Raw genomic sequence first — 20,995 nt, 5'->3', positions numbered from 1 at the left:
CGTCGTCAGGTCGGGCAGCGATGCGTTGCATGCTCGCGACTCTCGCCGTCGTCCCGGCGAAAGCCGGGACCCAGTGACGTGGCTCGGTTTGCGTTCTGCGTTGACGGCAAAACCAAGAAAACGCCGCTGGGTCCCGGCTTTCGCCGGGACGACGGGGAGAGGGGCGATGCGGGGCGACGGTGTGCGCTGTCGACAGCGTGCAATCGGTCAGACGGCCGCGTGTCCGGCCGCGAAGGCGTCGATCGCGCCTGCCACGCGCTCCGGATGGGTGAGGAACGGCGCATGACCCGCCGAGACCTCGAGGAACTCCCCGCGCGGTGCCTGCGCCGCCGCCCACTGCATTGCGGCCGGCGGCACGAGGCGGTCGCGCCGTCCCGCGATCCACAGCGACGGCATCGCAAGCCGCGGCAGCTCTGCACGCAGATCGCTGCGATCGAGCGTGCGCAAGCCGTCCTGCAGCACCGACAGCGCCGGCTCGCCGCGTGCGAACACGTTCGCCTTCAACTCGCGCAACTCCGCCTGCATGCGTTCCGAGCCGTGCGCCTCCAACGCGAGGAACCGTTCGATGGTGCGTTTCCAGTCGTCGCGCAGGCCGTCGGCGAATTGCCTGAACACCGCTGCGTCGACGCCGTGCGGCCAGTCGTCGGCCAGCACGAAGCGCGGGTTCGCGGCGATCTCGACCAGCGTCGTCACTTTCCGAGGTTGCGACAGCGCCGCGTGCAGCGCGACGAGCCCCCCGAGCGACCAGCCGACCCATGTTGCCGCCGGCACCTGCGCGGCGATGCGCGTGGCGCAGTCGAGCGGGTCGAAGACGACATCGCGTTCCGCGCTGCGGCCGTGACCCGGCAGGTCGACGAGGAACACCTCGAACCGCTCGGCCAGCCGCGCCGTCAGCGGCGCGAAGATGCCGGCGTGCATCGCCCAGCCGTGGATCAGGACCAGCGCCGGACCCTGGCCGATCGATTCGATGAACACGTCAGCCCGCTGCAGCCGTGTTGCGCGGCTTGCAGCATTTCTCCAGCGCATCGAGCAAGGCGTCGATCTGCGTTTCCTCGTGCGCCGCGCTCAGCGTCACGCGCAGGCGCGCCGAGCCGGGCGCGACCGTCGGCGGACGGATCGCGGCAACGAGGAAGCCGGCGCGCTCGAGCGCGATCGAGGCATCGAGCGCGGCCTGGTTTTCGCCCAGCACGATCGGCTGGATCGGCGTGCCGGAATCGAGCAGCGGCAGGCCCAGCTGCGCGGCGCCACGACGAAAGCGCTTGACCAGCGCGCTCAGCTTGAGGCGTCGCCAGCTTTCGCCGCGCACGAGCTCGATCGCCGCGCAGCTCGCCGCGGCCAGCGCCGGCGGCAACGCGGTGGTGAACAGATACGGTCGCGCGCGCTGTGCGATGGCCTCGATCAGTTCCTCGGTGCCGAGCACGAGGGCGCCGTAGCCGCCGAGCGCCTTGCCCAGCGTGATCATCTGCAGCGGCACATCGCGCACGCCCAGGCCCGCCTGCGCGACGCTGCCGCGGCCGTAGGGGCCGATCACGCCGACGCCGTGGGCGTCGTCGATGTAGAGCAGCGCGTCCTCGCTGCGCGCGAGCAGCGCGAGCAGCGGCAGTGGCGCGAGGTCGCCGTCCATGCTGAAGACGCCGTCGCTGGCGATCAGCGCCGTGGCGTCGGGGCGCGTGCGCAGCTGACGCTGCGCGGCATCGAGGTCGAGGTGCGGGTAGCGCTTGAGGTCGGCGCCGGAGAAACGTGCGCCGTCGAGCAGGCAGGCGTGGTTGAGCTTGTCCTGCACGCAGAGGTCGCCATCGCGCAGCAGCGCCTGCAGCACGCCGAGGTTGGCCAGATAGCCCGAGCCGAACAGCAGCGCGCGCGGATACTTCTGCCACTCGGCGGCAAGCTCCTCCAGCCGGACATGTTCGCGGTGGTGGCCGCAGACCAGATGCGACGCGGTGCTGCCGACGCCGCTGTAGGCGGCGCATTCCTGCAGCGCGGCGGTGAGGTCCAGGTGCTGCGCGAGGCCGAGGTAATCGTTGCTGCTGAAGTTGACGAGGCGACGGCCGTCCACGTGCACGAAGACGCCGTCGCGCTGCTGCACCTGCCGAACGTGGCGACGCATCGCGGTGGCTTCGCGTGCCAGCGCGTCGCGGCGCAGCCGATCGCTCCACGACGGGCGCGCGCTGCGGTCGGCTCCGTCCATCGCGACGTGGCTCAGGCCGCGCGTTCGACCGGCGCGGTCGGCGTGCAGATGTCCGCGTGCACCGTGCCGGGCTCGTGTGCGACCGGCATCGGTTCCAGGCCGAGGCGTGCGAACAGGGCGCGGTCCTTTTCGGCCTCGGGATTGGCCGTGGTCAGCAGCTTTTCGCCGTGGAAGATCGAATTGGCGCCGGCCAGGAAACACAGCGCCTGCAATTCGTCGCTCATCGTTTCGCGGCCCGCCGACAGCCGCACCATCGATTGCGGCATCAGCAGCCGTGCGACGGCGATGGTGCGCACGAATTCGAACGGATCGAGTTCGACGGTGCCGGCGAGCGGCGTGCCGTCCACCTGCACGAGGCGGTTGATCGGCACCGACTGCGGATGCTCGGGCAGGTTGGCGAGCGTCTGCAGCAGGCCGGCGCGCTGCTCGCGCGACTCGCCCATGCCGACGATGCCGCCGCAGCAGGTCTTCATGCCTGAATTGCGGACATGCTCGAGCGTATCGAGGCGGTCCTGGTATTCGCGCGTCCGGATCACCTCGCCGTAGAACTCGGGCGCGGTGTCGAGGTTGTGGTTGTAGTAGTCCAGGCCCGCGGACTTGAGCGCCTGCGCCTGCGGCTCGCTCAGCATGCCGAGCGTGGCGCAGGTTTCGAGCCCCAGCGCGCGCACGCCGCGGATCATCTCGGCCACCTTTTCCACGTCGCGGTCTTTCGGCGAGCGCCACGCGGCGCCCATGCAGAAGCGCGAGGCACCGGCCGCCTTGGCCGCGCGTGCCTTCTCCAGCACCTCCTCGGTGCTCATGAGCTTGTGCGCCTTGACGCCGGTGCTGTAGCGCTGCGCCTGCGGGCAGTAGGCGCAGTCTTCCGGACAGCCGCCGGTCTTCACCGACAGCAGGGTGGAGATCTGCACCCGGTTCGGGTCGAAGTGCTCGCGGTGCGCGGCGGCGGCGCGAAAGAGCAGGTCGTTGAAGGGCAGGTCGAACAGCGCGACGACGTCGTCGCGGCGCCAGTCGTGGCGCAGAGGCGTGGAATGCATGGGGACTCGATCCGGGGCGGCCGGACTGGCAAAGTGGGGCAAGTCTGGAAAGCGGGGTCAGGACTGTCAACCGCAGGCTCGCAAGGATGCTGGGCGAATCGTTCGCGCGGGTGGGCGCGGCCCTGCTGCCGCCGCGCTGTCTCGTGTGCGGCGCGGCCGGCGCCGATGCCGACCTGTGCGCGGCCTGTCGCGGCGAGTTGCCGTGGAATCGCGCCTGTTGCGCACGCTGCGCGCTGCCGCTGCCGGCACCCGCGCCCGACTGCGGCATCTGCCAGCGCCGGCCACCCGGGTTCGCCGCCACGGTGGCGCCGCTGCTGTATGCGGCGCCGGTGGATCGGCTGCTGACGCGCTTCAAGTTCCACGCCGATCTGGCCAGCGGGCGGCTGCTGGCGGACGTGCTCGGCGCCGCGCTGGCGGGCCGCGTGCAGGGCCTGGACTTCATCGTGCCGGTGCCCCTGCACCGCCGGCGGCTCGCGCAGCGCGGCTACAACCAGACGCTGGAGCTGGCGCGCCCGGTCGCGCGTCGGCTCGGATTGCGGCTCGCCCCCGGACTGCTGCACCGCACCCGTGCCACCGCGGCGCAGAGCGAACTCGACGGCGCGGCGCGGCGACGCAACGTGCGTGGCGCGTTTGCCGCCGCCGGCGACCTGTCCGGTGCGCGGATCCTGCTGCTCGACGACGTGGTGACCACGACGACGACCGTGCGCGAGGCCGCCGCGACGCTGCTCGATGCGGGCGCGGCGGTGGTGCACGTGGGTGCGGTCGCGCGGGCGCCGTGAGGCGCGACGCGCTCGATCGCGACCTTTCTTCCCGCAACGCTCCCCGCCGATCCCGGACGATTTGAGCGCAGCCATTCCAACGTCGGCGCCGATTGGCTCGTGCCTAGGACCGCCTCAAAACCCGTCGTCCCGGCGTTCGCCGGGACGACGGAGGGGGCGCGCGGCGTTACCTTGCCACCAGCGGTCGAACGCCGGAAGGACGGACATACGGCATCGCGGAGCGGGCGGACAGCACCCCGCCGCGACGCCATCCCGGAGCGCGAATGCGTCAGGTGCCGACGCCGCCATGATGCACCGCAACATCGATTGTCGTATCCTGTTGCGCTACCGCGCGCGGCTGGTTTGCGCCGCGAAACCGACTTCGCAGGAGCAAATGTCATGGGTCTGGACCTCGTCGACGCCGGCCGCAATGTGCCGGACGAGATCAACGTCATCATCGAAATCCCGAAGGATGCCGAGCCGGTCAAGTACGAGGTGGACAAGGCCTCCGGCGCGATCTTCGTCGACCGCATCCTGTCCACGCCCATGCGCTATCCGTGCAACTACGGCTACGTGCCGCGCACCCTGTGCGGCGACGGCGATCCGGTCGACGTGCTGGTGATCCTGCCGTTGCCGCTGATCCCCGGTGCCGCGATCCGCTGCCGCCCGGTCGGCATGCTGCAGATGACCGACGAGGCCGGCACCGACACCAAGATCCTCGCCGTGCCGGTGGAAAAGGTGTTCGGCGGCTACTCGCACATTTCCGACATCGGCCAGGTCTCGCCGCACTGGCTCGAACGCATCGGCCACTTCTTCGAGCACTACAAGGACCTGGAGAAGGGCAAGTGGGTGCGGATCGAAGGCTGGGAAAACGCCGCCGCGGCGAAAAAGGAAATCCTCGATTCGCAGGTGCGTTTCAGCGAGGCGACGGACAAGCCGAAGTTCTGAGGGCCGGGATTCGGGATTCGCAATTCGTGATTCGGTAAAGCGGGCAACGCAGCCGCTGGTGTCTGCGCTGCTGGCGAATCACGAAGCGAGGCTCAGCCGCGTTCGAGCAACTGCCGCAGATCGATGATCGCCGCGTTCGCGCGCGAGACGTAGTTCGCCATCACCAGCGAATGGTTGGCGAAGAAGCCGAACGGACTGCCGTTGAGCACGACCGGGCTGCCGAGCGAATGCTGCGATTCCTCCAGCTCGCGGATGATCTGCTGCAGGCTGACGAGTGCGTTCTTGTCGCGCAGCACCGGCTCGAAATCGTGTTCCACCGCGCGCAGGAACTGCAGCAGCGCCCAGGTGGAACCGCGCGCTTCGTAGAACACGTCGTCCACCTGCGACCACGGCGTGCGGACATTGCGCTCGGCGGCGCCGGGCGTGGATTGCCGGGCACTGGGATCGTTCCCGAGATCGGTGTCCACGCGCTCCTGCCCCACGCTTGCCGACAGCCGCTGCGAGAGCGAGCCCAGGCGTTTTTCCACCACCGCCAGCCAGTCGGCGAGGTTGTCGGCGCGGGCGTAGAACTGGGCGTTGTACGGGTCGGCATCGGTCAGGCGCGCCAGGTATCCGTCGATGTGGGCGGCCGCCTTGCGGTACTGGCCTTCGGAAGACGGCAGCAGCCAGCGGTCGTTCGGCGACGAATACAGCGGGTCGGCCTCCATGAGGTCCGGATCTTCGGTGCTCTGGGTCTGCGAGCGGCTGAACTCGTTGCGCAGGGCCTTGGCGAAGTCGCGCGTCTGCACCAGCACGCCGAATTCCCAGTTCGGCACGTTGTCCATGAACAGACCGGGCGGCATCACGTCGTTGGACAGGTAGCCGCCGCGCTTGTCGAGCAGGGTGCCGGTGACGCGGATCAGCGTTTCGGTGGTGATCGTGCCCGTGACCACCGGTTGCCCGCGCGCGGCGGCGCGCTCCTGCGCGTGGGCGACCGGATCGAAGGTGTCCGGCTCGTGGTCCCACCACCACATCAGCGCGAGCGTCACCAGGATCAGCACCGCGAGCAACACCGTGGCAATGCGGATCCACAGGTGCGAACGGTTGCCGGTGCGGGCGGGGATGGCCGAGTTCATGGACGGTCCTTGGCCGGCGCGGGCCGGCTGAAAATCGTTGGATCGCGCGGCGGATGCCGGCACGCGATCGTGAGGTTAGCGCAAGCGTCGGCGGGCTGCGTGCCTGTCAGGACGCGTGTGTGGACGCGGCGTGACTTGGTTGCGCCGGGAGCGCAGCGCTGCCAGACCGGGGGCGCGATGGTATTCGTGCTGTACAAAGCCCCCCTTCCGCCTGCGTTCCGCCGGTGGCAACCGGCGTCACCCTTTCCTCGCTGCGCGGGAGAAGGATTTAATCGGTCGCGCTGCTCGCACTTCGGACTTGGGAAAATCGGCCGACAGACCGACAGACAAAGCCCCCAAGGTCACTGGCCACAGGCCATTGGCCACACGCCTGTCGACCGCATCCGGCAGGACAGTCCTTCTCCCGCGCAGCGGGGGAAGGTGCCGGCAGGCGGAAGGGGGCGATTTCCTCCCGCCCGCCCCTGATTCCTACTCCGGCCGATACACCTCGCCGCCCGCGGCGCGGAACTCGGCGGCCTTCTCCGCCATGCCGCGCTCCAGCGCCTCGGCATCGTCCGCCACGCCGTGCTCCTTCGCGTACTCGCGCACGTCCTGCGTGATCTTCATCGAGCAGAAGTGCGGGCCGCACATCGAGCAGAAGTGCGCGGTCTTGTGGGCGTCCTTCGGCAGGGTTTCATCGTGGAATTCCTGCGCCTTGTCCGGATCGAGGCTGAGGTTGAACTGGTCCTGCCAGCGGAATTCGAAACGCGCCTTCGACAGCGCGTTGTCGCGTGCCTGCGCACCCGGATGGCCTTTCGCGAGATCGGCCGCGTGCGCAGCGAGCTTGTAGGTGATGATGCCGTCGCGCACGTCCTGCTTGTCGGGCAGGCCGAGGTGTTCCTTCGGGGTGACGTAGCAGAGCATCGCGGTGCCGTACCAGCCGATCATCGCGGCGCCGATGGCGCTGGTGATGTGGTCGTAGCCCGGCGCGATGTCGGTGGTGAGCGGGCCCAAGGTGTAGAAGGGCGCTTCGCCGCACCACGCGAGTTGTTTCTCCATATTCTCCTTGATGAGGTGCATCGGCACGTGGCCGGGCCCCTCGATCATGGTCTGCACGTCGTGTTTCCAGGCGATCTGCGTGAGTTCGCCCAGCGTTTCGAGTTCGGCGAACTGCGCGGCGTCGTTGGCATCGGCGATCGAGCCCGGACGCAGGCCGTCGCCGAGCGAGAAGGCCACGTCGTAGGCCTTCATGATCTCGCAGATGTCCTCGAAGTGCGTGTAGAGGAAGGATTCGCGATGGTGCGCGAGGCACCACTTGGCCATGATGCTGCCGCCGCGCGAGACGATGCCGGTCACGCGTTTGGCGCTGAGCGGGATGTACGCCAGCCGCACGCCGGCGTGGATGGTGAAGTAGTCGACGCCCTGTTCGGCCTGCTCGATCAGCGTGTCGCGGAAGATGTCCCAGGTGAGCTCTTCGGCGCGGCCGTCGACCTTCTCCAGCGCCTGGTAGATCGGCACGGTGCCGATGGGCACGGGCGAGTTGCGCAGGATCCATTCACGCGTTTCGTGGATGTGCTTGCCGGTGGAGAGATCCATCACCGTGTCCGCGCCCCAGCGGATGGCCCACACCATCTTCTCGACTTCCTCCGCGATCGAACTCGTCACGGCGGAATTACCGATATTTGCGTTGATCTTCACCAGGAAGTTGCGCCCGATGATCATCGGTTCGCTTTCCGGATGGTTGATGTTGTTCGGCAGGATGGCGCGGCCGCGCGCGATTTCGTCGCGCACGAACTCGGGGGTCATGCGCTCGGGCAAGGCCGCGCCGAAGGATTCGCCCCGGTGCTGGCGCAGCAGCTTCGCATCGCGGATCGCGTCGAGTTTCTGGTTCTCGCGGATCGCCACGTATTCCATTTCCGGCGTGACGATGCCGCGCTTGGCGTAGTGCATCTGGCTGACGTTGGCGCCCGCGATCGCGCGCCGCGGCGCACGCAGGCCGGGGAAGCGCACATGATCGAGTTTTGCGTCGGTGGCGCGCGCGCGGCCGAAGTGCGAACTGAGGTCCGGCAACTGTTCGGTGTCGCCGCGTTCGGCAATCCACGCGGCGCGTATCGCCGGCAGGCCGGTGGTGAGGTCGATCGTCGCGTTCGCGTCGGTGTACGCGCCGGAGGTGTCGTACACCGCGAACGGAGCATTGATTTCGGCGCCGAAGATCTTCGGCGTCTGCGTGAGCTCCACCTCGCGCATCGGCACGCGGATGTCCTCGCGCGAGCCGGTGACGTGGATCTTGCGGGAGCCCGAGATCGGCCGGGTGACGTCGGCGGACAGCGCCTGCGTCTGGCGGATCAGGTCGGAAGGCTGGGCATTCATCGGCATCGTCCTCGCGGTTGAGTGACGAAGCGGCGCGGCTGCGCTCGAACGCTCGGCGCGCGGGCCGCTGCACACACGCAGCACCCGCGACACGAAGCTCCCTACGCCGGTCCCAACCGGATCAGGTTCGAAGGGACTCTCTCAGCCGGCAACGCGGCACCCCCGCTTCTTGCGTGCATTGCAGCAGATATCGCGCTGCCGGGCCAGCGTCCGGGCGTCCTGCGCCGTCCGCGGTGGGGCGAGTGAGGCGACCCGGGACGACTATTCGAAGCCGTCCGCGAACAGGCTGGTGTCGGTGTAGGCGACGCAGGCCGACAGTTCGCTGGTGTTGCCGGACGCGTCGTGCGCGAGAGCGACGATCACGCCGCCGGCAAGGGATTCGCCATCGCCCGCCTGCACCGGCGCGACGAAATCCACGGTCTTGTCGCCCGGCGGAATCGGCGCGAACGGCACGTTGACGTCGATCGCGCCGACGAAGTTCTCCGCTTCGCCGTGTCCGGTCGAGTCGCACGCGGCGTTGCTGTAGAACTCGACGGTGTAGTCGCCGGAGCGGGTGGTGAGGCTGCCGCGCACCGTGCCCGCGAGCGCGTCGCCGACGGCGCTGTCGAGTTCCGGGTAGTTCTGCGTGCCGTTTGCACCGGGGCCGGGCACCGTGTCCTCGTCCTGCGGATCGACGCCGTTCGGGTTCAGGTCGATCGCCTGGTCGCCGTTGCGCAGGAAGCGGTTGCCGGAGATGCGTGCGGCCTGCACCGCGGCCTGCGCGTTGAGGCCGTCGTTGGTGCTGAAGGCGATGGTGTTGTCCAGCACCTGGATATTGGCGCCGGAGGTGAGGCGGATGCCGTTGGTGGTGTTGCCGGCATCGCGACTGGACCCGTTCGGCACCGGGCTGTAGCCGATCAGGTTGCCGACGATGCGGTTGTAGAACTCCGGTCCGCCCTTGGCCGCCGAGGCGCGCGAAAACGTCGGCATCGCCACGCGCACGCCGAAGCTGTCGTTGTGGCCGATGCTGTTGCCTTCGATCAGGGTGCCGTAGGCGTCGACCAGATCGATGCCGACGTTGTTGCCGATGTTGCTGAAGCCGCTGACACCGATGCCGACCAGATTGTTGCGCACCGTGCGCGGTCCGCCGAGGCCGAGAAAGATGCCGGCCCCGAGCGCATTGCCGACGACGTTGCGCTGCGCCGGCGTGTCGCCGCCGATGACGGTGCCGGGGGCGTCGACCACGCGGATCGCGCTGGTCGCAAAGCCGTTGAACAACGCGGTGAAGCCGCCGCCGAAGCCGTTGCCTTCGATGTGCGCCGCGCCCGCGCCTTCGACCTCGATCGCGGCCGTGTTGAAATTGTCGAAGCCCAGGCCCCGCACCGTGATCGTCGTGCCGGCCGGCGGCTCCAGGCGCAGCGCGTGCGAGATGTTGCTGTTGAGCACGATGCAGTGCTGCGCGTCGTATGCGAGCGTCGATGTGTTCGGACTGCTGCCGGACTGGGTCAGGCCGTCGATGACGAGCGGCACCGTCACGGTGGGCAGCGGCGTCAGCGGCGCGATGACGATGAGGCAATCGTCGTCGATGGCGAAGGCGACAGTGCCGCCGCCGGCGCCGTTGGCATCAAGGATCGCCTGCCGCAGCGACCCCGGCCCGGCATCGGCGGCGCTGGTCACGAGAAAGGTGCCGGCGCCCTTGCCGGTGGCGGCGGCGGTTGCCTGCAGTACGAGGCAGAGGCAGGCGGCCAGTGCCGTGCGGTGTGGCGCATGGACGCGTGATACGCGGTGCGGATTGCAGGTCATCGTCGTCGCTCGAACCGGAGAGGCCCAGTCTGCGCCAACGGCGGCGTTGCCCGACAGGGGCCAGCATCGCCGTCACGCCCGCCCGCCTTCGCGTAACATACGCCTCCGTACGGTGCGACGTCCGCACCGGGATCCCGTCCGGAGCCAGCCATGCCCACTTATTCCGCGCCGCTGCGCGACATGCGTTTCGTGCTGTTCGATCTGCTGCGCGCCGACGAAGAGCTGCGCGCGCTGCCCCGGTATGCGGACCTGGATCGCGACACCATCGATGCGGTGCTGGACGAGGCCGCGAAATTCGCACGCGACGTGGTGTTCCCGCTCAACCGCATCGGCGACGTCGAGGGCTGCACGTACGCGGGCGACGGCGTGGTCACCGCGCCGACCGGCTTCGCGCAGGCGTACAGGCAATGGGTCGACGCCGGCTGGCCCTCGCTCGGCTGCGATCCGGACGTCGGTGGCCAGGGCCTGCCGGTGCTGGTCAACAACCGCCTGTACGAGATGATGAATTCGGCCAACCAGGCCTGGCTGATGTACTCGGGCCTCTCGCACAGCGCCTACGAATGCCTCGTCGCGTACGGCACGCCGGAACAGAAGCAGACGTACCTGACGAAGATCGTTTCCGGCGAATGGACCGGCACGATGTGCCTCACCGAAGCGCACTGCGGCACCGACCTCGGCCTGCTGCGCACGCGCGCGGAGCCGAACGCGGACGGCAGCTACGCGCTCACCGGCACCAAGATCTTCATCAGCGCGGGCGAACACGACCTGGCGGAAAACATCGTGCACATGGTGCTCGCGCGTCTGCCCGACGCACCGCCCGGCACCAAGGGCATCTCACTGTTCCTCGTGCCGAAGTTCCTGCCCGATGCCGATGGCAAGCCCGGCGCGCGCAACGGCATTCGCGCCGGTTCGATCGAACACAAGATGGGCATCCACGGCAACGCGACGTGCGTGATGAACCTCGACGGCGCCACCGGCTGGCTGATCGGCGCCCCGAACAAGGGCCTCGCGGCGATGTTCGTGATGATGAACTCGGCGCGGCTCGGCGTCGGCATGCAGTCGCTCGGCCTCGCGGAAGCGGCGCTGCAGAACGCGACGGCGTACGCGAAGGATCGCGTGCAGGGTCGCGCGGCCGCGGGGCCGCAGTCGCCGCACAGGCCCGCCGATCCGATCGTGGTGCATCCGGACGTGCGCCGCATGCTGCTCACCGCACGCGCCTACACCGAAGGCGGCCGCGCGCTCACCACGTGGACCGCGCTGCTGCTCGATCGCGAGCACGCGCACCCGGATGCGGCCGTGCGCGAGGACGCCGCCGAACTGCTCGCGCTGCTGACGCCGGTGGTGAAGGCCTTCCTCACCGACAACGCCTTCGAGACCATCAACCTCTGCCTGCAGGTCTTCGGTGGCCACGGCTACATCGCCGAGTGGGGCATGGAACAGTACGCGCGCGATTGCCGCATCAACATGATCTACGAGGGCACCAACGGCGTGCAGGCGATGGACCTGCTCGGGCGCAAGGTGCTGTTCGACGGCGGCGCGAAGCTGGCGCGGCTGTCGGCGCTGATCCGTGCGGACCTGGATGCGAACGCTGCACACGCCGAACTCGGCGGCTACGTGGCGGCGCTCGCCGAATTGCTGCGCGACATCGCTGCGCTGACGCAGGAGCTCGGCGCGCGCGCGGCGACGGATCCGGACGAGATCGGCGCGGCCGCGACCTCGTACCTGCGCCTCGTCGGGCATCTGGTGTTCGGCTGGCTGTGGCTGCGCATGGCGCGCCTGGCCCTCGACGCGGGCGAGGGCGATGCGTTCCACGTGCAGAAGCTCGCGACCGCGCGGTTCTATTTCTCGCGATTGCTGCCGGAGACGGCGACGCATCTGCAGCTGGCGCGCGCGGGTGCGCGGACGCTGGCGATGCCGGATGCGTTCGTGATCTGACGTCACCGCTGCGCCCGGCCACGCTATCGCCCCTGCCGCCGGTCGTACCCCACACCGTCGTCCCGGCGAACGCCGGGACCCAGTGACGTTGCTTGGGGGTCGGCGAAGAGCAACACCGAGAAACGCCGCTGGGTCCCGGCGTTCGCCGGGACGACGGAGGTTCAAGGTTGCAACATTCCCTGCGATTTCGTTCATTCAACAAAACGGTTGACATCGCCCTCGCTTCGGCCGAAGATCAACCTCATGGTTGAATCAATCGCTACCGACCGCCTCGACGCGGTATTCCACGCCCTCGCCGACCCCACCCGTCGCGCGATGCTGCAACGCCTCGCCACGCGCGAGCACAACGTCGGCGATCTCGCCGCGCCGTTCGCGATGTCGCTCGCGGCCGCGTCCAAGCACATCCAGGTGCTGGAACGCGCCGGCCTCGTGCAGCGCGAAGTGCAGGGTCGCAGGCACATCTGCCGGCTCGATGCCGCGCCGCTGCATCGCGGCGTGGAGTGGCTGCGCCACTACGAGCGCTTCTGGAACGCGCGCCTCGATGCGCTCGACGCCTTGCTGCGTGCGGAGGATGCCGCCGCAAACCCCGCGGGCAAGGCAGGCACGCGGAAATCCGCCGCGTCCGGCAACCCCGCACGCGCCGGCGCAGCGACGGCGCCCGCTCGCGAACGTTCCCGTGCACCCGCACCGCGCAAACGCAAGTCGAGGACAGCATGACCACCGACGCCCCGCTCGTGCTGCGCATCGCGCGCCGCTTCGACGTCACGCCCGAACGCGTGTTCGACGCCTGGCTCGACCCCGCCGTCGCCGGCCGCTGGCTGTTCGCGACGCCCGGCGGCGCGATGCAGCGGGTCGAGATCGACGCCCGCGTCGGCGGCGGCTTTCTCATCGCCGAGCAGCGCGCCGACGGCCTTGCGAGTCACCACGGCCGCTACCTGGAGCTCGACCGTCCGCGCCGCATCGTGTTCGATTTCTGGGCCGATCCCGGCGATGCCGACGATCCCGCGCGCGTCGTCATCGACATCGCGCCCGCCGCGGACGGCTGCGAGCTCGTGCTCGTCCAGCATCTGCCCGCGCGCTACGCCGACTACGCCGACCGCACGCGGAACGGCTGGACCACCCTGCTCGCGAATCTCGCGCGCACCCTCGACGCCGCGCCAGCGGCCACCCACTCCCGGGAGACCTCCGCATGACCACCTATGCCGACATCACCACCGCCACCAGCCTGCGCATCGAACGCCTCCTGCCCGGGCCGATCGAACGCGTGTGGGAGTATCTCGTCGACGGCGACAAGCGCGGCCTGTGGCTCGCCAGCGGCCCGCTCGACGCGCGCACGGGTGGCCGCGTCGGCCTGCACTTCGACAACAGCCGCCTGACCGGCCACGCCGACGACGTGCCTCCGGCGAAATACGCCGCGCACGGGAACCCGAGCACGCTGCACGGCGACGTGCTGGCCTGCGATCCGCCGCGCCTGCTTGCGTTCCGCTGGGGCGACGCGCCGGACGCCTCGCAGGTGCGCTTCGAACTGCAGCAGGAGGGCACGCAGGTGCGCCTCACCGTGATCCACACCGATGCGCGCAACCGCGACATGATGATCAGCATCTCCGGCGGCTGGCACACCCACCTCGACATTCTGGCCGACCGCCTCGCCGAGCGCGCGCCGAAACCGTTCTGGGCCACGCACGCCACGCACGAAGCCGAGTACGAACGCCGCATCCCCTGAGTGGGCGGCAGCGGCGCGGCGCGCCTACGCGCGGCGCGCCGACGCGCGGCGCGCCGGTGCGGTGCGGGCGGGCACGGCGTCGCCGGTGCCGGTCGCGCCGTGGCGCAGCGCACGCAGCTTCGGATTCACCTGCGGAATCGTCAGCATCGTGCTGCCCACCGCCATCAGCAGCAGCGCGGTGAAGGTCGCGTTGCTGATCAGCGCCTTGTCCAGCAGCACGTTGGCGAAGATGATCATGATCAGCGCCTTGGTCTGCAGCAGCCAGCCGATCACCGACGCCTCTCCCGGCGGCCAGCGCAGCAGCCGGCCGGCGAGGTGGACACCCGCGAGCTTGCCCGCGACCGACGCCACGAGCAGCAGCGCCGCGGCGCCGAACACCGCCACGCCGCCCACGTCCCACGTGGTCCGCAGCCCGGTGCTGAGGAAGAACACCGGCATCACCAGCAGCAGCAGGTGTTGACGCAACAGTTCGAGGCGGCCTTCGTCGAACCACTGGCGATCGGTCACCACGCCGGCGAGGAACGCGCCCACCATGTAGTGCAGCCCGGCCCAGTCCGCACCGAGCCCGCACAGCGCAAGCCAGATCAGCGCGATGTACCAGCGGTCGATCTCGGGCACACGCCGCATCAGGGCGCGGAAGCCGATCGCCACCGGCACGAAGGCGAGCAGGAAGACGCACTGGCGGCCGATGCGTTCGAAGTCGATCAGGATCAGCGCGAGCACGGCCCAGATCGCGATGTCGTCGAGGCTGGCGTAGCGCAGCACGCGCTGCCCGAGCGGCGTTCGCAGGATGTCGAGCTTCACCATGAACAGGATCAGGATCGGCAGCGCCGTCACCGCGCAGGCCATGCCGACGCCCAGCACGAACTGCCAGTGCGTGCCCTGCACGCCGAGCCAGCCGTCGCCCCAGGCGAGCAGCGCGATGCCCGCCGCGGCTCCGGCGAGCAGCGGCACGCCGAGGGCGAGCCCCGCGACCAGACCGCTCTCGCGCCGCTGCGTCCACGCCTCGCCTAGGTCCAGCTCCAGCCCCGCCGTCCACACGAACGCCATCACCGCCCACCACGCGATGCCGTTGAGCGCCTGGATCACCGGCGGCGGAAACACGAAGGCGTAGTACTCCGGGAACACCGCGCCGAGCACGCCCGGTCCGAGCAGGATGCCGGTCACGATCTGCACCACCACCAGCGGCGCGAAGTACTCGGTGCGGCCGACGCGCCAGATCAGGTACGGCACGCCGAAGATCAGCGCCATGGCGATGAGGAACAGTTCGGTGGTGGTCATGCGCGGGCGCGTCGGGATGGGCGCGCGCATCTTCGCGCATTTCGCGCGGCCCGCGCGCGCCGTCGCAACGCGCATGAATACGTATGCATCCGCTGCGCACACGCGACCCGGCCACTACCATGCGGCAAGCGACGAACGCGCCCGCACGAGGCACGTCGGCCGCCGGGGAGGAAACCACGCGATGACGAACAAGCCGACGCTGTCGTTCTGGCAGATCTGGAACATGTGCTTCGGATTCCTCGGCATCCAGTTCGGCTTCGCGCTGCAGAACGCGAACGTCAGCCGCATCTTCCAGACGCTGGGCGCGGAGATGGAGGCGCTGCCGATCCTGTGGATCGCGGCACCGCTGACCGGACTGATCGTGCAGCCGATCGTGGGCTACTGCTCGGACCGCACCTGGACGCGGCTCGGCCGGCGGCGGCCGTATTTCCTCTACGGCGCGCTGCTCGCGAGCGCCGCCCTGGTGCTGATGCCGAACGCGCCGGTGCTGTGGATGGCGGCCGGACTGCTGTGGCTGCTGGATGCCTCGATCAACATCTCGATGGAACCGTTCCGCGCCTTCGTCGGCGACCAGCTGCCGCCGTCGCAGCGTGCGCGCGGCTATGCGATGCAGAGCTTCTTCATCGGCGTCGGCGCGATCGTGGCGAGCGCGCTGCCGTGGCTGCTGACGCAGGCGGGCGTAGCCAACACCGCGCCGGCCGGGCAGATCCCGGCCTCGGTGCGCTACGCGTTCTACGCCGGCGCGGTGGTGATGCTGGGCGCGATCGGCTGGACCGTGCTGCGCACGCGCGAGTACCCGCCCGAGCAGCTCGACGCGTTCGACGACGCCTCGCCGCCCGGCCCCGTGCGCGCACCGCGCGATGCGCGCTCGATCGATGCGCTGCCGTGGCTGGTGCTCGGCGCCGGCCTGATCGCGTGGATCGTCGTGGCGGGTCTTGCGAAGGAACTGTACGTGCTCGGCGGCGGCCTGCTCGCGTACGGACTGGCACTGCTGTTCGTCGCGCACACGCGCGCGGTCAACGCGTTCACCACCATCATGGCCGACCTGCGCAACATGCCCGGGCCGATGCGTCGCCTCGCCGTGGTGCAGTTCTTCTCGTGGTTCGCGCTGTTCGCGATGTGGATCTACACCAGCGCCGCGGTGACGATGGTGCATTTCGGCAGCACCGATCCGACCTCGACCGCGTACAACGACGGCGCGAACTGGGTCGGCGTGCTGTTTGCCGCCTACAACGGCTTCGCGGCGCTGGCGGCGCTGGTGATCCCGCGCATGGTCGCGGCGTGGGGCCTGCGCGTGAGCCACCTGGTCAATCTGTGGATCGGCGGCGGGGCGCTGGTGTCGATCGTGTTCATCCGCGATCCGGATTGGCTGCTGCTGTCGATGGTGGGCATCGGTTTCGCATGGGCATCGATCCTGTCGCTGCCGTACGCGATGCTCAGCGACTGCCTGCCGGCAAGGAAGATGGGCGTGTACATGGGCATCTTCAATTTCTTCATCGTGATCCCGCAGCTGCTGGCGGCGAGCGTGCTCGGAGTGCTGCTGAAGCTGTTTTTCGGCAGCCAGCCGATCTATGCGCTGGTGATCGGCGGTTCGAGCTTCGCGTTGGCGGGATTGTGCGTGCTGCGCGTGCGGGAGCCGCGTGGCGTGGCGGCAGCAACGTCCCATGCATAGCCCTCGACCTGTCGTCCGTGCCCTCCTTCTCCCGCCGGGAGAAGGTGCCGGCAGGCGGATGAGGGCAAGTCACTGCAAGCTTGCCCATCGCATTCGCCCGTGGCGCGCTGTTCGCTTCGAGGCAATGCTCGCCAACACCGACACGTGGCGCCCTCATCCGCCTGCCGGCACCTTCTCCCGACGGGAGAAGGACTGTTTCGACGACTGCCTTGCGAGGGCATGACATGCTTCGGAGTACCGTACGCCGTGGTGCGATGCTTGCCGCCGCGCTTGCGCTTGTTGGCTGCGCGACGACGCATGACACCGGCACCTCACCGCCGCCCGCCGATTACTACGGCACCCTCGAACCCTTCACCGCGCACCCCATCTACTTCGTCGTCACCGACCGCTTCGTCAACGGCGATTCGTCCAACGACCACCGCGACCAGGGCGGCGCGCACCGCAGCTTCGACATCCCGCTGCACTGTCCGGACGGCACGGTCGCCCACCTCGGCTACCTCGGCGGCGATTTCCGCGGCCTGCTCGACCATGCCGACTACATCCGCGCGATGGGCTTCGGCGCCGTCTGGCTCACGCCCATCGTCGATAATCCGGACGAAGCCTTCAGCGGCGGCGACGAAGTCACCTGCACCTCGTTCCTCACCGATCGCGGCAAGTCCGGCTACCACGGCTACTGGGGCACGAACTTCTACCGCGTGGACGAACACCTGCCGAGCCCGGGCCTGGGTTTCCGCGAACTCGCCGACGGCCTGCGCGCGCACGGACTGAAAACCGTGCTCGACATCGTCGGCAACCACGGCTCGCCGGCGTTCTCGATGCCGACCGCGCAACCGCAATTCGGCCAGATCTTCGATGCGAACGGCACGCTCGTCGCCGATCACCAGAACCTGCGCCCCGAGCAGCTCGATCCTGCCAACAACCCGCTGCACCGCTTCTACAACACCCAACCCGACCTCGCCCAGCTCGGCGATTTCGACGCCGGCAATCCCGCCGTCGTCGACTACCTCGCCGGCGCCTACCTGCACTGGATCGATGAAGGCGCGGACGCATTCCGCATCGACACCATCCGCCACCAGCCGCTGGCGTTCTGGAAAACCGTCTCCGACCGTGTGCGCGCGCATCGTCCGGGCTTCTACATGTTCGGCGAAGCCTTCGACCACGAGGCGAAGAACATCGCGCCGTTCACCTGGCCGGAGAACGGCGGCATCAGCGTGCTCGACTTCCCGCTCAAGGCCGCGCTGGTCGGCGCCTTCGGGCCGGACGACGCCGGCTACGAGACGCTTGCCGACGTGCTGTACCTCGATGCCGGCCCGTACCACAACCCCTACGAGCTGACGACGTTCTACGACAACCACGACATGGCGCGGCTCGATGCCACAGACGCCGGATTCATCGACGCACACAACTTCCTCTTCACCGCACGCGGCATCCCGGTGATCTACCAGGGGTCGGAAATAGGCTTCATGCGCGGGCGCGTGGAGCACCACGGCAACCGCAACTACTTCGGCGTCGAGAACATCGCGAAGGCGGCCACGCACCCGATCCGCGCGCGGCTTGCGCGTATTGCGGCGGTGCGCGCGGCGATTCCGGCGCTGCAGCGCGGCCTGCAGCTGAACCTGCTGCTGCAGGGTGACCGCGCCGCGTTCTACCGCGTGCTGCAGCACGACGGCGTGGTGCAGACTGCGCTGGTGCTGCTCAACAAGGGCGATGCGCCGACGACGTTCGAGCTCGGCGACGGATTGCAGGCCGGCACGTGGCGAAACGCCTTGGCGACGAATGCTGCAGCATTGGAGATTGCTGCAGGCGCGCCGATGACGTTCGAGGTGCCCGCGCACGATGTCGCGGTGTGGGTGACCGACGGTCCGATCACCGATCCACGGCTGCGCGCGCGGCTCGATGCGCTGATGCGTCGCACCGTCCGCAAGTAGCCACGCCCGATCGCGCGCCGCCGTCTCAACCGGCGCGGTTGGCCCCGCACGAGCGCCGCACGATCACCTGCGCCGGCAGCATCTCGCTGCGCGCAGCTTCGCCGCGGATCTGCTGCAGCAGCCGCTCGACCAGGATCTCGCCGGCGCGCTTGGTGTCCTGCTGCACCGTGGTCAGCGCCGGGCTCGCGAAACTTGCCATCGGGATATCGTCGAAGCCGGCCACCGACACGTCGCCCGGCACCGACAGGCCCAGATCGCCGAGCGCGTGCATCGCCCCGATCGCGAGCAGGTCGCTCGCCGCGAACACCGCATCGAACGCCACGCCGCGCGCGTGCAGCGTGCGCAGCGCGCGGTCGCCGACCTGTTCGGTCGAATCCACCGCGTCGACCTGCAGCAGCGGATCGACCGCGATGCCCGCCGCGCGCAGCGCTTCGCAGTGGCCGATGTAGCGGTCGAAGAACTCCGGGCAGTGCGCCGAGGCATTGCCGACGAACGCGATCCGCCGCCGTCCGAGCGAAAGCAGGTGCTCGGTGATCGCGCGCGCGCCCTGCACGTTGTCGCAGCCGACGGAAATGCCGGGCTGGCCCTCGACCACCGCACCCCAGCGCACGAAATGCGTGTCGTGCTCCACCAGCTTCTGCAGCTTGCTGCGCGCGACCAGATAGTCGCCGTAGCCGAGCAGGATCAGGCCGTCGGCCTTGTGGCTGTCCTGGTAGTCGGCGTGCCAGTCGTCGGAGAACTGCTGGAACGACACCAGCAGGTCGTACCCGCGCCGCGCGCAGGCGCGCGTGATCGAGCCGAGCATCGAAAGAAAAAACGGATTGATCAGCGAATCGTCCGAGGTCGGATCCTCGAACAGCAGCAGCGCCAGCGTCACCGAATGCTGGCGGCGCAGGTTGGACGCGTTCTTGTCGACCTTGTAGTTGAGTTCCTTGGCGATGGCCTGCACGCGCCGGCGCGTGTCCAGGCTCACCAGCGGGCTGCCGCTGAGCGCGCGCGACACCGTCGATTGCGAGACACCGGCCTGGTAGGCGATGTCGAAGGACGTGGCCTTGCTGGTCTTCATGGATGCGCCGTTTCGTCCGCCGCGCGGTGCCGCGCGGGAAACCACCTGTCGGCGCACTGTCGCCCGAATGCGCGGCTCAGGCATCTTGCGATGCAGCAAACGGCGCGACGCCCGCGCTCGCGGCGCCTGCGGCCACGCGCGGACCGTGCCGGGCCGTTCCGCTCAGCGCGGCGCGCGCAGCGCCATCGCCGCCCCGAGCAGGCCCGGATGCGCATGCGTGACCACATGCACGCTCACCGCTTCGAGGTATGGCGCGAAGCGTCCCTTGGCGAGGAATTTCTCGCGGAAGGCGCTGGTGCGCAGGAACGGAACGAAGCGCGGCACGATGCCGCCGGCGATCATCATCGTGCGCGCGCCGTGGATCAGTACCGCATCGCCCGCGACGCTGCCGAGCACCGCGCAGAAGCGCGCCAGCGCGCGCCGCGCGTCGCGGTCATGGCCGTCGAGCGCGCCCTCGACGATGCGGCGCGGATCGCGCAGGTCCGGCTTGCGTCCGTCGGCCGGCACGCTGTCGGCGCCGCGCAGCGCCGCGTCGATGTGCGACAGGCCCGAACCGCTCAGCAGGCGCTCGGTCGAACAGCGCCCGAAGCGCGCCGTGACCCAGCGCGCGATGGTGACCTCTTCCTCGCTCAGCGGCGCGAAACTGACGTGCCCGCCCTCGGTCTCGACCACGTCCCAGCCGCGCTCCGCATCGCCGGTCAGCAGCGCCACGCCAAGCCCGGTGCCGGGGCCGATCACGGTCACTGGCCCGCGCAGCGGCGCGGACGGCGCGCCGTGCAGGGTCACGCGGTCCGCCTCGGCCAGCGCCGGCACGGCATGGGCGATGGCGCCGAAGTCGTTGATCAGGCGCAGCTCGTCCAGGTGCAGCGCCCGCTCCAGCTCGCTGCGGCTGAACGACCAGGCGCGGTTGGTCAGGCGGATCTCGTCGCTGCCGACCGGCGACGCCACCGCGATCGCGGCGCGTTTCGGGGTCGCGCCGACCTGCTGCAGGTAATGTTCGGCCGCGTGCTGCAGGTTCGCGAACTGCTCGTTCGGCAAGCCCAGCGGGTGCAGCAGTTGCGCGGTGGGCGCAGACGGATCGGTGAGCGCGAAGCGCGCGTTGGTGCCGCCGATGTCGCCGATCAATGCCAGTTCGCTCACCATCACTCCTGCCTGCGGACACCCGGACGCGCCGGCGCGGCACGGCCTGCGAGGTTAACCAAGCCCACGCCGGGCT

At 69.3% G+C, this 20,995-nt stretch carries 17 protein-coding genes and 1 riboswitch; of the genes, 8 read left to right on the top strand and 9 right to left on the bottom strand.

Annotated features, from left to right (window positions below; genetic code table 11):
• Window positions 1-207 precede the first annotated feature (207 nt).
• The 3 genes from bioH to bioB are packed head-to-tail and all read right to left on the bottom strand — an operon-like array spanning window position 208 to window position 3,222.
• Window positions 208-975 (bottom strand): pimeloyl-ACP methyl ester esterase BioH, encoded by a 768-nt coding sequence (gene bioH, locus HNQ52_RS05925; protein WP_183960194.1) that lies wholly within the window; start codon window positions 973-975, stop codon window positions 208-210.
• Window position 976: 1 nt separating this feature from the next.
• Window positions 977-2,188: an 8-amino-7-oxononanoate synthase gene (bioF, locus tag HNQ52_RS05920; RefSeq protein ID WP_425486477.1), complete on the bottom strand. Its 1,212-nt coding sequence runs from the start codon at window positions 2,186-2,188 to the stop codon at window positions 977-979.
• A gap of 11 nt (window positions 2,189-2,199) precedes the next feature.
• Window positions 2,200-3,222, bottom strand: coding sequence for a biotin synthase BioB (gene bioB, locus HNQ52_RS05915; protein ID WP_183960193.1), 1,023 nt, complete (start codon window positions 3,220-3,222; stop codon window positions 2,200-2,202).
• A gap of 86 nt (window positions 3,223-3,308) precedes the next feature.
• On the opposite strand from bioB, the gene HNQ52_RS05910 reads away from it, so the two are divergent.
• The gene (locus tag HNQ52_RS05910) at window positions 3,309-4,001 is read left to right on the top strand and encodes a ComF family protein (protein ID WP_183960192.1); all 693 of its coding nucleotides are present in this window, start codon (window positions 3,309-3,311) and stop codon (window positions 3,999-4,001) included.
• A gap of 378 nt (window positions 4,002-4,379) precedes the next feature.
• On the top strand, window positions 4,380-4,928 hold the full coding sequence (ppa, locus tag HNQ52_RS05905; RefSeq protein WP_183960191.1) for an inorganic diphosphatase: 549 nt from the start codon (window positions 4,380-4,382) through the stop codon (window positions 4,926-4,928).
• A gap of 92 nt (window positions 4,929-5,020) precedes the next feature.
• Here the strand turns inward: ppa and HNQ52_RS05900 are convergent, their stop codons facing one another.
• The 3 genes from HNQ52_RS05900 to HNQ52_RS05890 form a co-directional block, all read right to left on the bottom strand.
• Window positions 5,021-6,043: a DUF2333 family protein gene (locus HNQ52_RS05900; RefSeq protein WP_183960190.1), complete on the bottom strand. Its 1,023-nt coding sequence runs from the start codon at window positions 6,041-6,043 to the stop codon at window positions 5,021-5,023.
• A 468-nt stretch (window positions 6,044-6,511) separates the two neighbouring features.
• Entirely contained in the window at window positions 6,512-8,392 is a 1,881-nt protein-coding gene (gene thiC, locus HNQ52_RS05895; protein ID WP_183960189.1) for a phosphomethylpyrimidine synthase ThiC, read from the bottom strand.
• Window positions 8,393-8,473: 81 nt separating this feature from the next.
• Window positions 8,474-8,566: riboswitch (TPP riboswitch) on the bottom strand.
• Window positions 8,567-8,653: 87 nt separating this feature from the next.
• Window positions 8,654-10,174 carry a right-handed parallel beta-helix repeat-containing protein gene (locus HNQ52_RS05890; protein WP_183960188.1) on the bottom strand — a complete coding sequence of 507 codons (1,521 nt, stop codon included), beginning with the start codon at window positions 10,172-10,174 and terminating at the stop codon, window positions 8,654-8,656.
• 150 nt (window positions 10,175-10,324) lie between these two features.
• Between HNQ52_RS05890 and HNQ52_RS05885 the strand changes: the two genes are divergently transcribed.
• The 4 genes from HNQ52_RS05885 (at window position 10,325) to HNQ52_RS05870 (ending at window position 13,832) form a co-directional block, all read left to right on the top strand.
• Window positions 10,325-12,109, top strand: coding sequence for an acyl-CoA dehydrogenase C-terminal domain-containing protein (locus tag HNQ52_RS05885; RefSeq protein ID WP_183960187.1), 1,785 nt, complete (start codon window positions 10,325-10,327; stop codon window positions 12,107-12,109).
• A 243-nt stretch (window positions 12,110-12,352) separates the two neighbouring features.
• Window positions 12,353-12,826, top strand: coding sequence for an ArsR/SmtB family transcription factor (locus tag HNQ52_RS05880; RefSeq protein WP_183960186.1), 474 nt, complete (start codon window positions 12,353-12,355; stop codon window positions 12,824-12,826).
• Complete coding sequence (locus HNQ52_RS05875) at window positions 12,823-13,302, top strand: SRPBCC family protein (protein ID WP_183960185.1); 480 nt, start codon at window positions 12,823-12,825, stop codon at window positions 13,300-13,302. The genes HNQ52_RS05880 and HNQ52_RS05875 overlap by 4 nt, the downstream gene beginning before the upstream one ends.
• Window positions 13,299-13,832, top strand: coding sequence for an SRPBCC family protein (locus tag HNQ52_RS05870; RefSeq protein WP_183960184.1), 534 nt, complete (start codon window positions 13,299-13,301; stop codon window positions 13,830-13,832). Before HNQ52_RS05875 ends, HNQ52_RS05870 begins: the two co-directional genes overlap by 4 nt.
• Window positions 13,833-13,856: 24 nt before the next feature.
• Here the strand turns inward: HNQ52_RS05870 and HNQ52_RS05865 are convergent, their stop codons facing one another.
• Window positions 13,857-15,113: a cation:proton antiporter gene (locus HNQ52_RS05865; RefSeq protein WP_183960183.1), complete on the bottom strand. Its 1,257-nt coding sequence runs from the start codon at window positions 15,111-15,113 to the stop codon at window positions 13,857-13,859.
• Between the two features lie 181 nt (window positions 15,114-15,294).
• Here HNQ52_RS05865 and HNQ52_RS05860 point away from each other — a divergent pair, with 181 nt between their 5' ends.
• The gene (locus HNQ52_RS05860; protein ID WP_183960182.1) at window positions 15,295-16,785 is read left to right on the top strand and encodes an MFS transporter; all 1,491 of its coding nucleotides are present in this window, start codon (window positions 15,295-15,297) and stop codon (window positions 16,783-16,785) included.
• Between the two features lie 224 nt (window positions 16,786-17,009).
• On the top strand, window positions 17,010-18,713 hold the full coding sequence (locus HNQ52_RS05855) for an alpha-amylase family glycosyl hydrolase (protein ID WP_425486476.1): 1,704 nt from the start codon (window positions 17,010-17,012) through the stop codon (window positions 18,711-18,713).
• 25 nt (window positions 18,714-18,738) lie between these two features.
• On the opposite strand, the gene HNQ52_RS05850 is transcribed toward HNQ52_RS05855, so the two are convergent.
• Window positions 18,739-19,779, bottom strand: a complete 1,041-nt coding sequence (locus HNQ52_RS05850) for a LacI family DNA-binding transcriptional regulator (protein ID WP_183960181.1) — start codon at window positions 19,777-19,779, stop codon at window positions 18,739-18,741.
• Between the two features lie 162 nt (window positions 19,780-19,941).
• Window positions 19,942-20,919, bottom strand: a complete 978-nt coding sequence (glk, locus tag HNQ52_RS05845; RefSeq protein ID WP_183960180.1) for a glucokinase — start codon at window positions 20,917-20,919, stop codon at window positions 19,942-19,944.
• Between the last annotated feature and the right edge of the window lie 76 nt (window positions 20,920-20,995).

The sequence above is a fragment of the Chiayiivirga flava genome, assembly GCF_014202825.1.
Classification (GTDB): Bacteria; Pseudomonadota; Gammaproteobacteria; order Xanthomonadales; family Xanthomonadaceae; genus Chiayiivirga; species Chiayiivirga flava.
Note: the sequence above shows the minus strand (reverse complement) of the source record. Positions and strands in the feature narration are given on the sequence as shown.

Coding starts and splice junctions, on each gene's coding strand:
- bioF (WP_425486477.1), bottom strand. CDS start 2,188: ATGGACGGAGCCGACCGCAGCGCGCGCCCGTCGTGGAGCGATCGGCTG.
- bioB (WP_183960193.1), bottom strand. CDS start 3,222: ATGCATTCCACGCCTCTGCGCCACGACTGGCGCCGCGACGACGTCGTC.
- HNQ52_RS05910 (WP_183960192.1), top strand. CDS start 3,309: ATGCTGGGCGAATCGTTCGCGCGGGTGGGCGCGGCCCTGCTGCCGCCG.
- ppa (WP_183960191.1), top strand. CDS start 4,380: ATGGGTCTGGACCTCGTCGACGCCGGCCGCAATGTGCCGGACGAGATC.
- HNQ52_RS05900 (WP_183960190.1), bottom strand. CDS start 6,043: ATGAACTCGGCCATCCCCGCCCGCACCGGCAACCGTTCGCACCTGTGG.
- thiC (WP_183960189.1), bottom strand. CDS start 8,392: ATGAATGCCCAGCCTTCCGACCTGATCCGCCAGACGCAGGCGCTGTCC.
- HNQ52_RS05890 (WP_183960188.1), bottom strand. CDS start 10,174: ATGACCTGCAATCCGCACCGCGTATCACGCGTCCATGCGCCACACCGC.
- HNQ52_RS05885 (WP_183960187.1), top strand. CDS start 10,325: ATGCCCACTTATTCCGCGCCGCTGCGCGACATGCGTTTCGTGCTGTTC.
- HNQ52_RS05880 (WP_183960186.1), top strand. CDS start 12,353: ATGGTTGAATCAATCGCTACCGACCGCCTCGACGCGGTATTCCACGCC.
- HNQ52_RS05875 (WP_183960185.1), top strand. CDS start 12,823: ATGACCACCGACGCCCCGCTCGTGCTGCGCATCGCGCGCCGCTTCGAC.
- HNQ52_RS05870 (WP_183960184.1), top strand. CDS start 13,299: ATGACCACCTATGCCGACATCACCACCGCCACCAGCCTGCGCATCGAA.
- HNQ52_RS05865 (WP_183960183.1), bottom strand. CDS start 15,113: ATGACCACCACCGAACTGTTCCTCATCGCCATGGCGCTGATCTTCGGC.
- HNQ52_RS05860 (WP_183960182.1), top strand. CDS start 15,295: ATGACGAACAAGCCGACGCTGTCGTTCTGGCAGATCTGGAACATGTGC.
- HNQ52_RS05855 (WP_425486476.1), top strand. CDS start 17,010: ATGCTTCGGAGTACCGTACGCCGTGGTGCGATGCTTGCCGCCGCGCTT.
- HNQ52_RS05850 (WP_183960181.1), bottom strand. CDS start 19,779: ATGAAGACCAGCAAGGCCACGTCCTTCGACATCGCCTACCAGGCCGGT.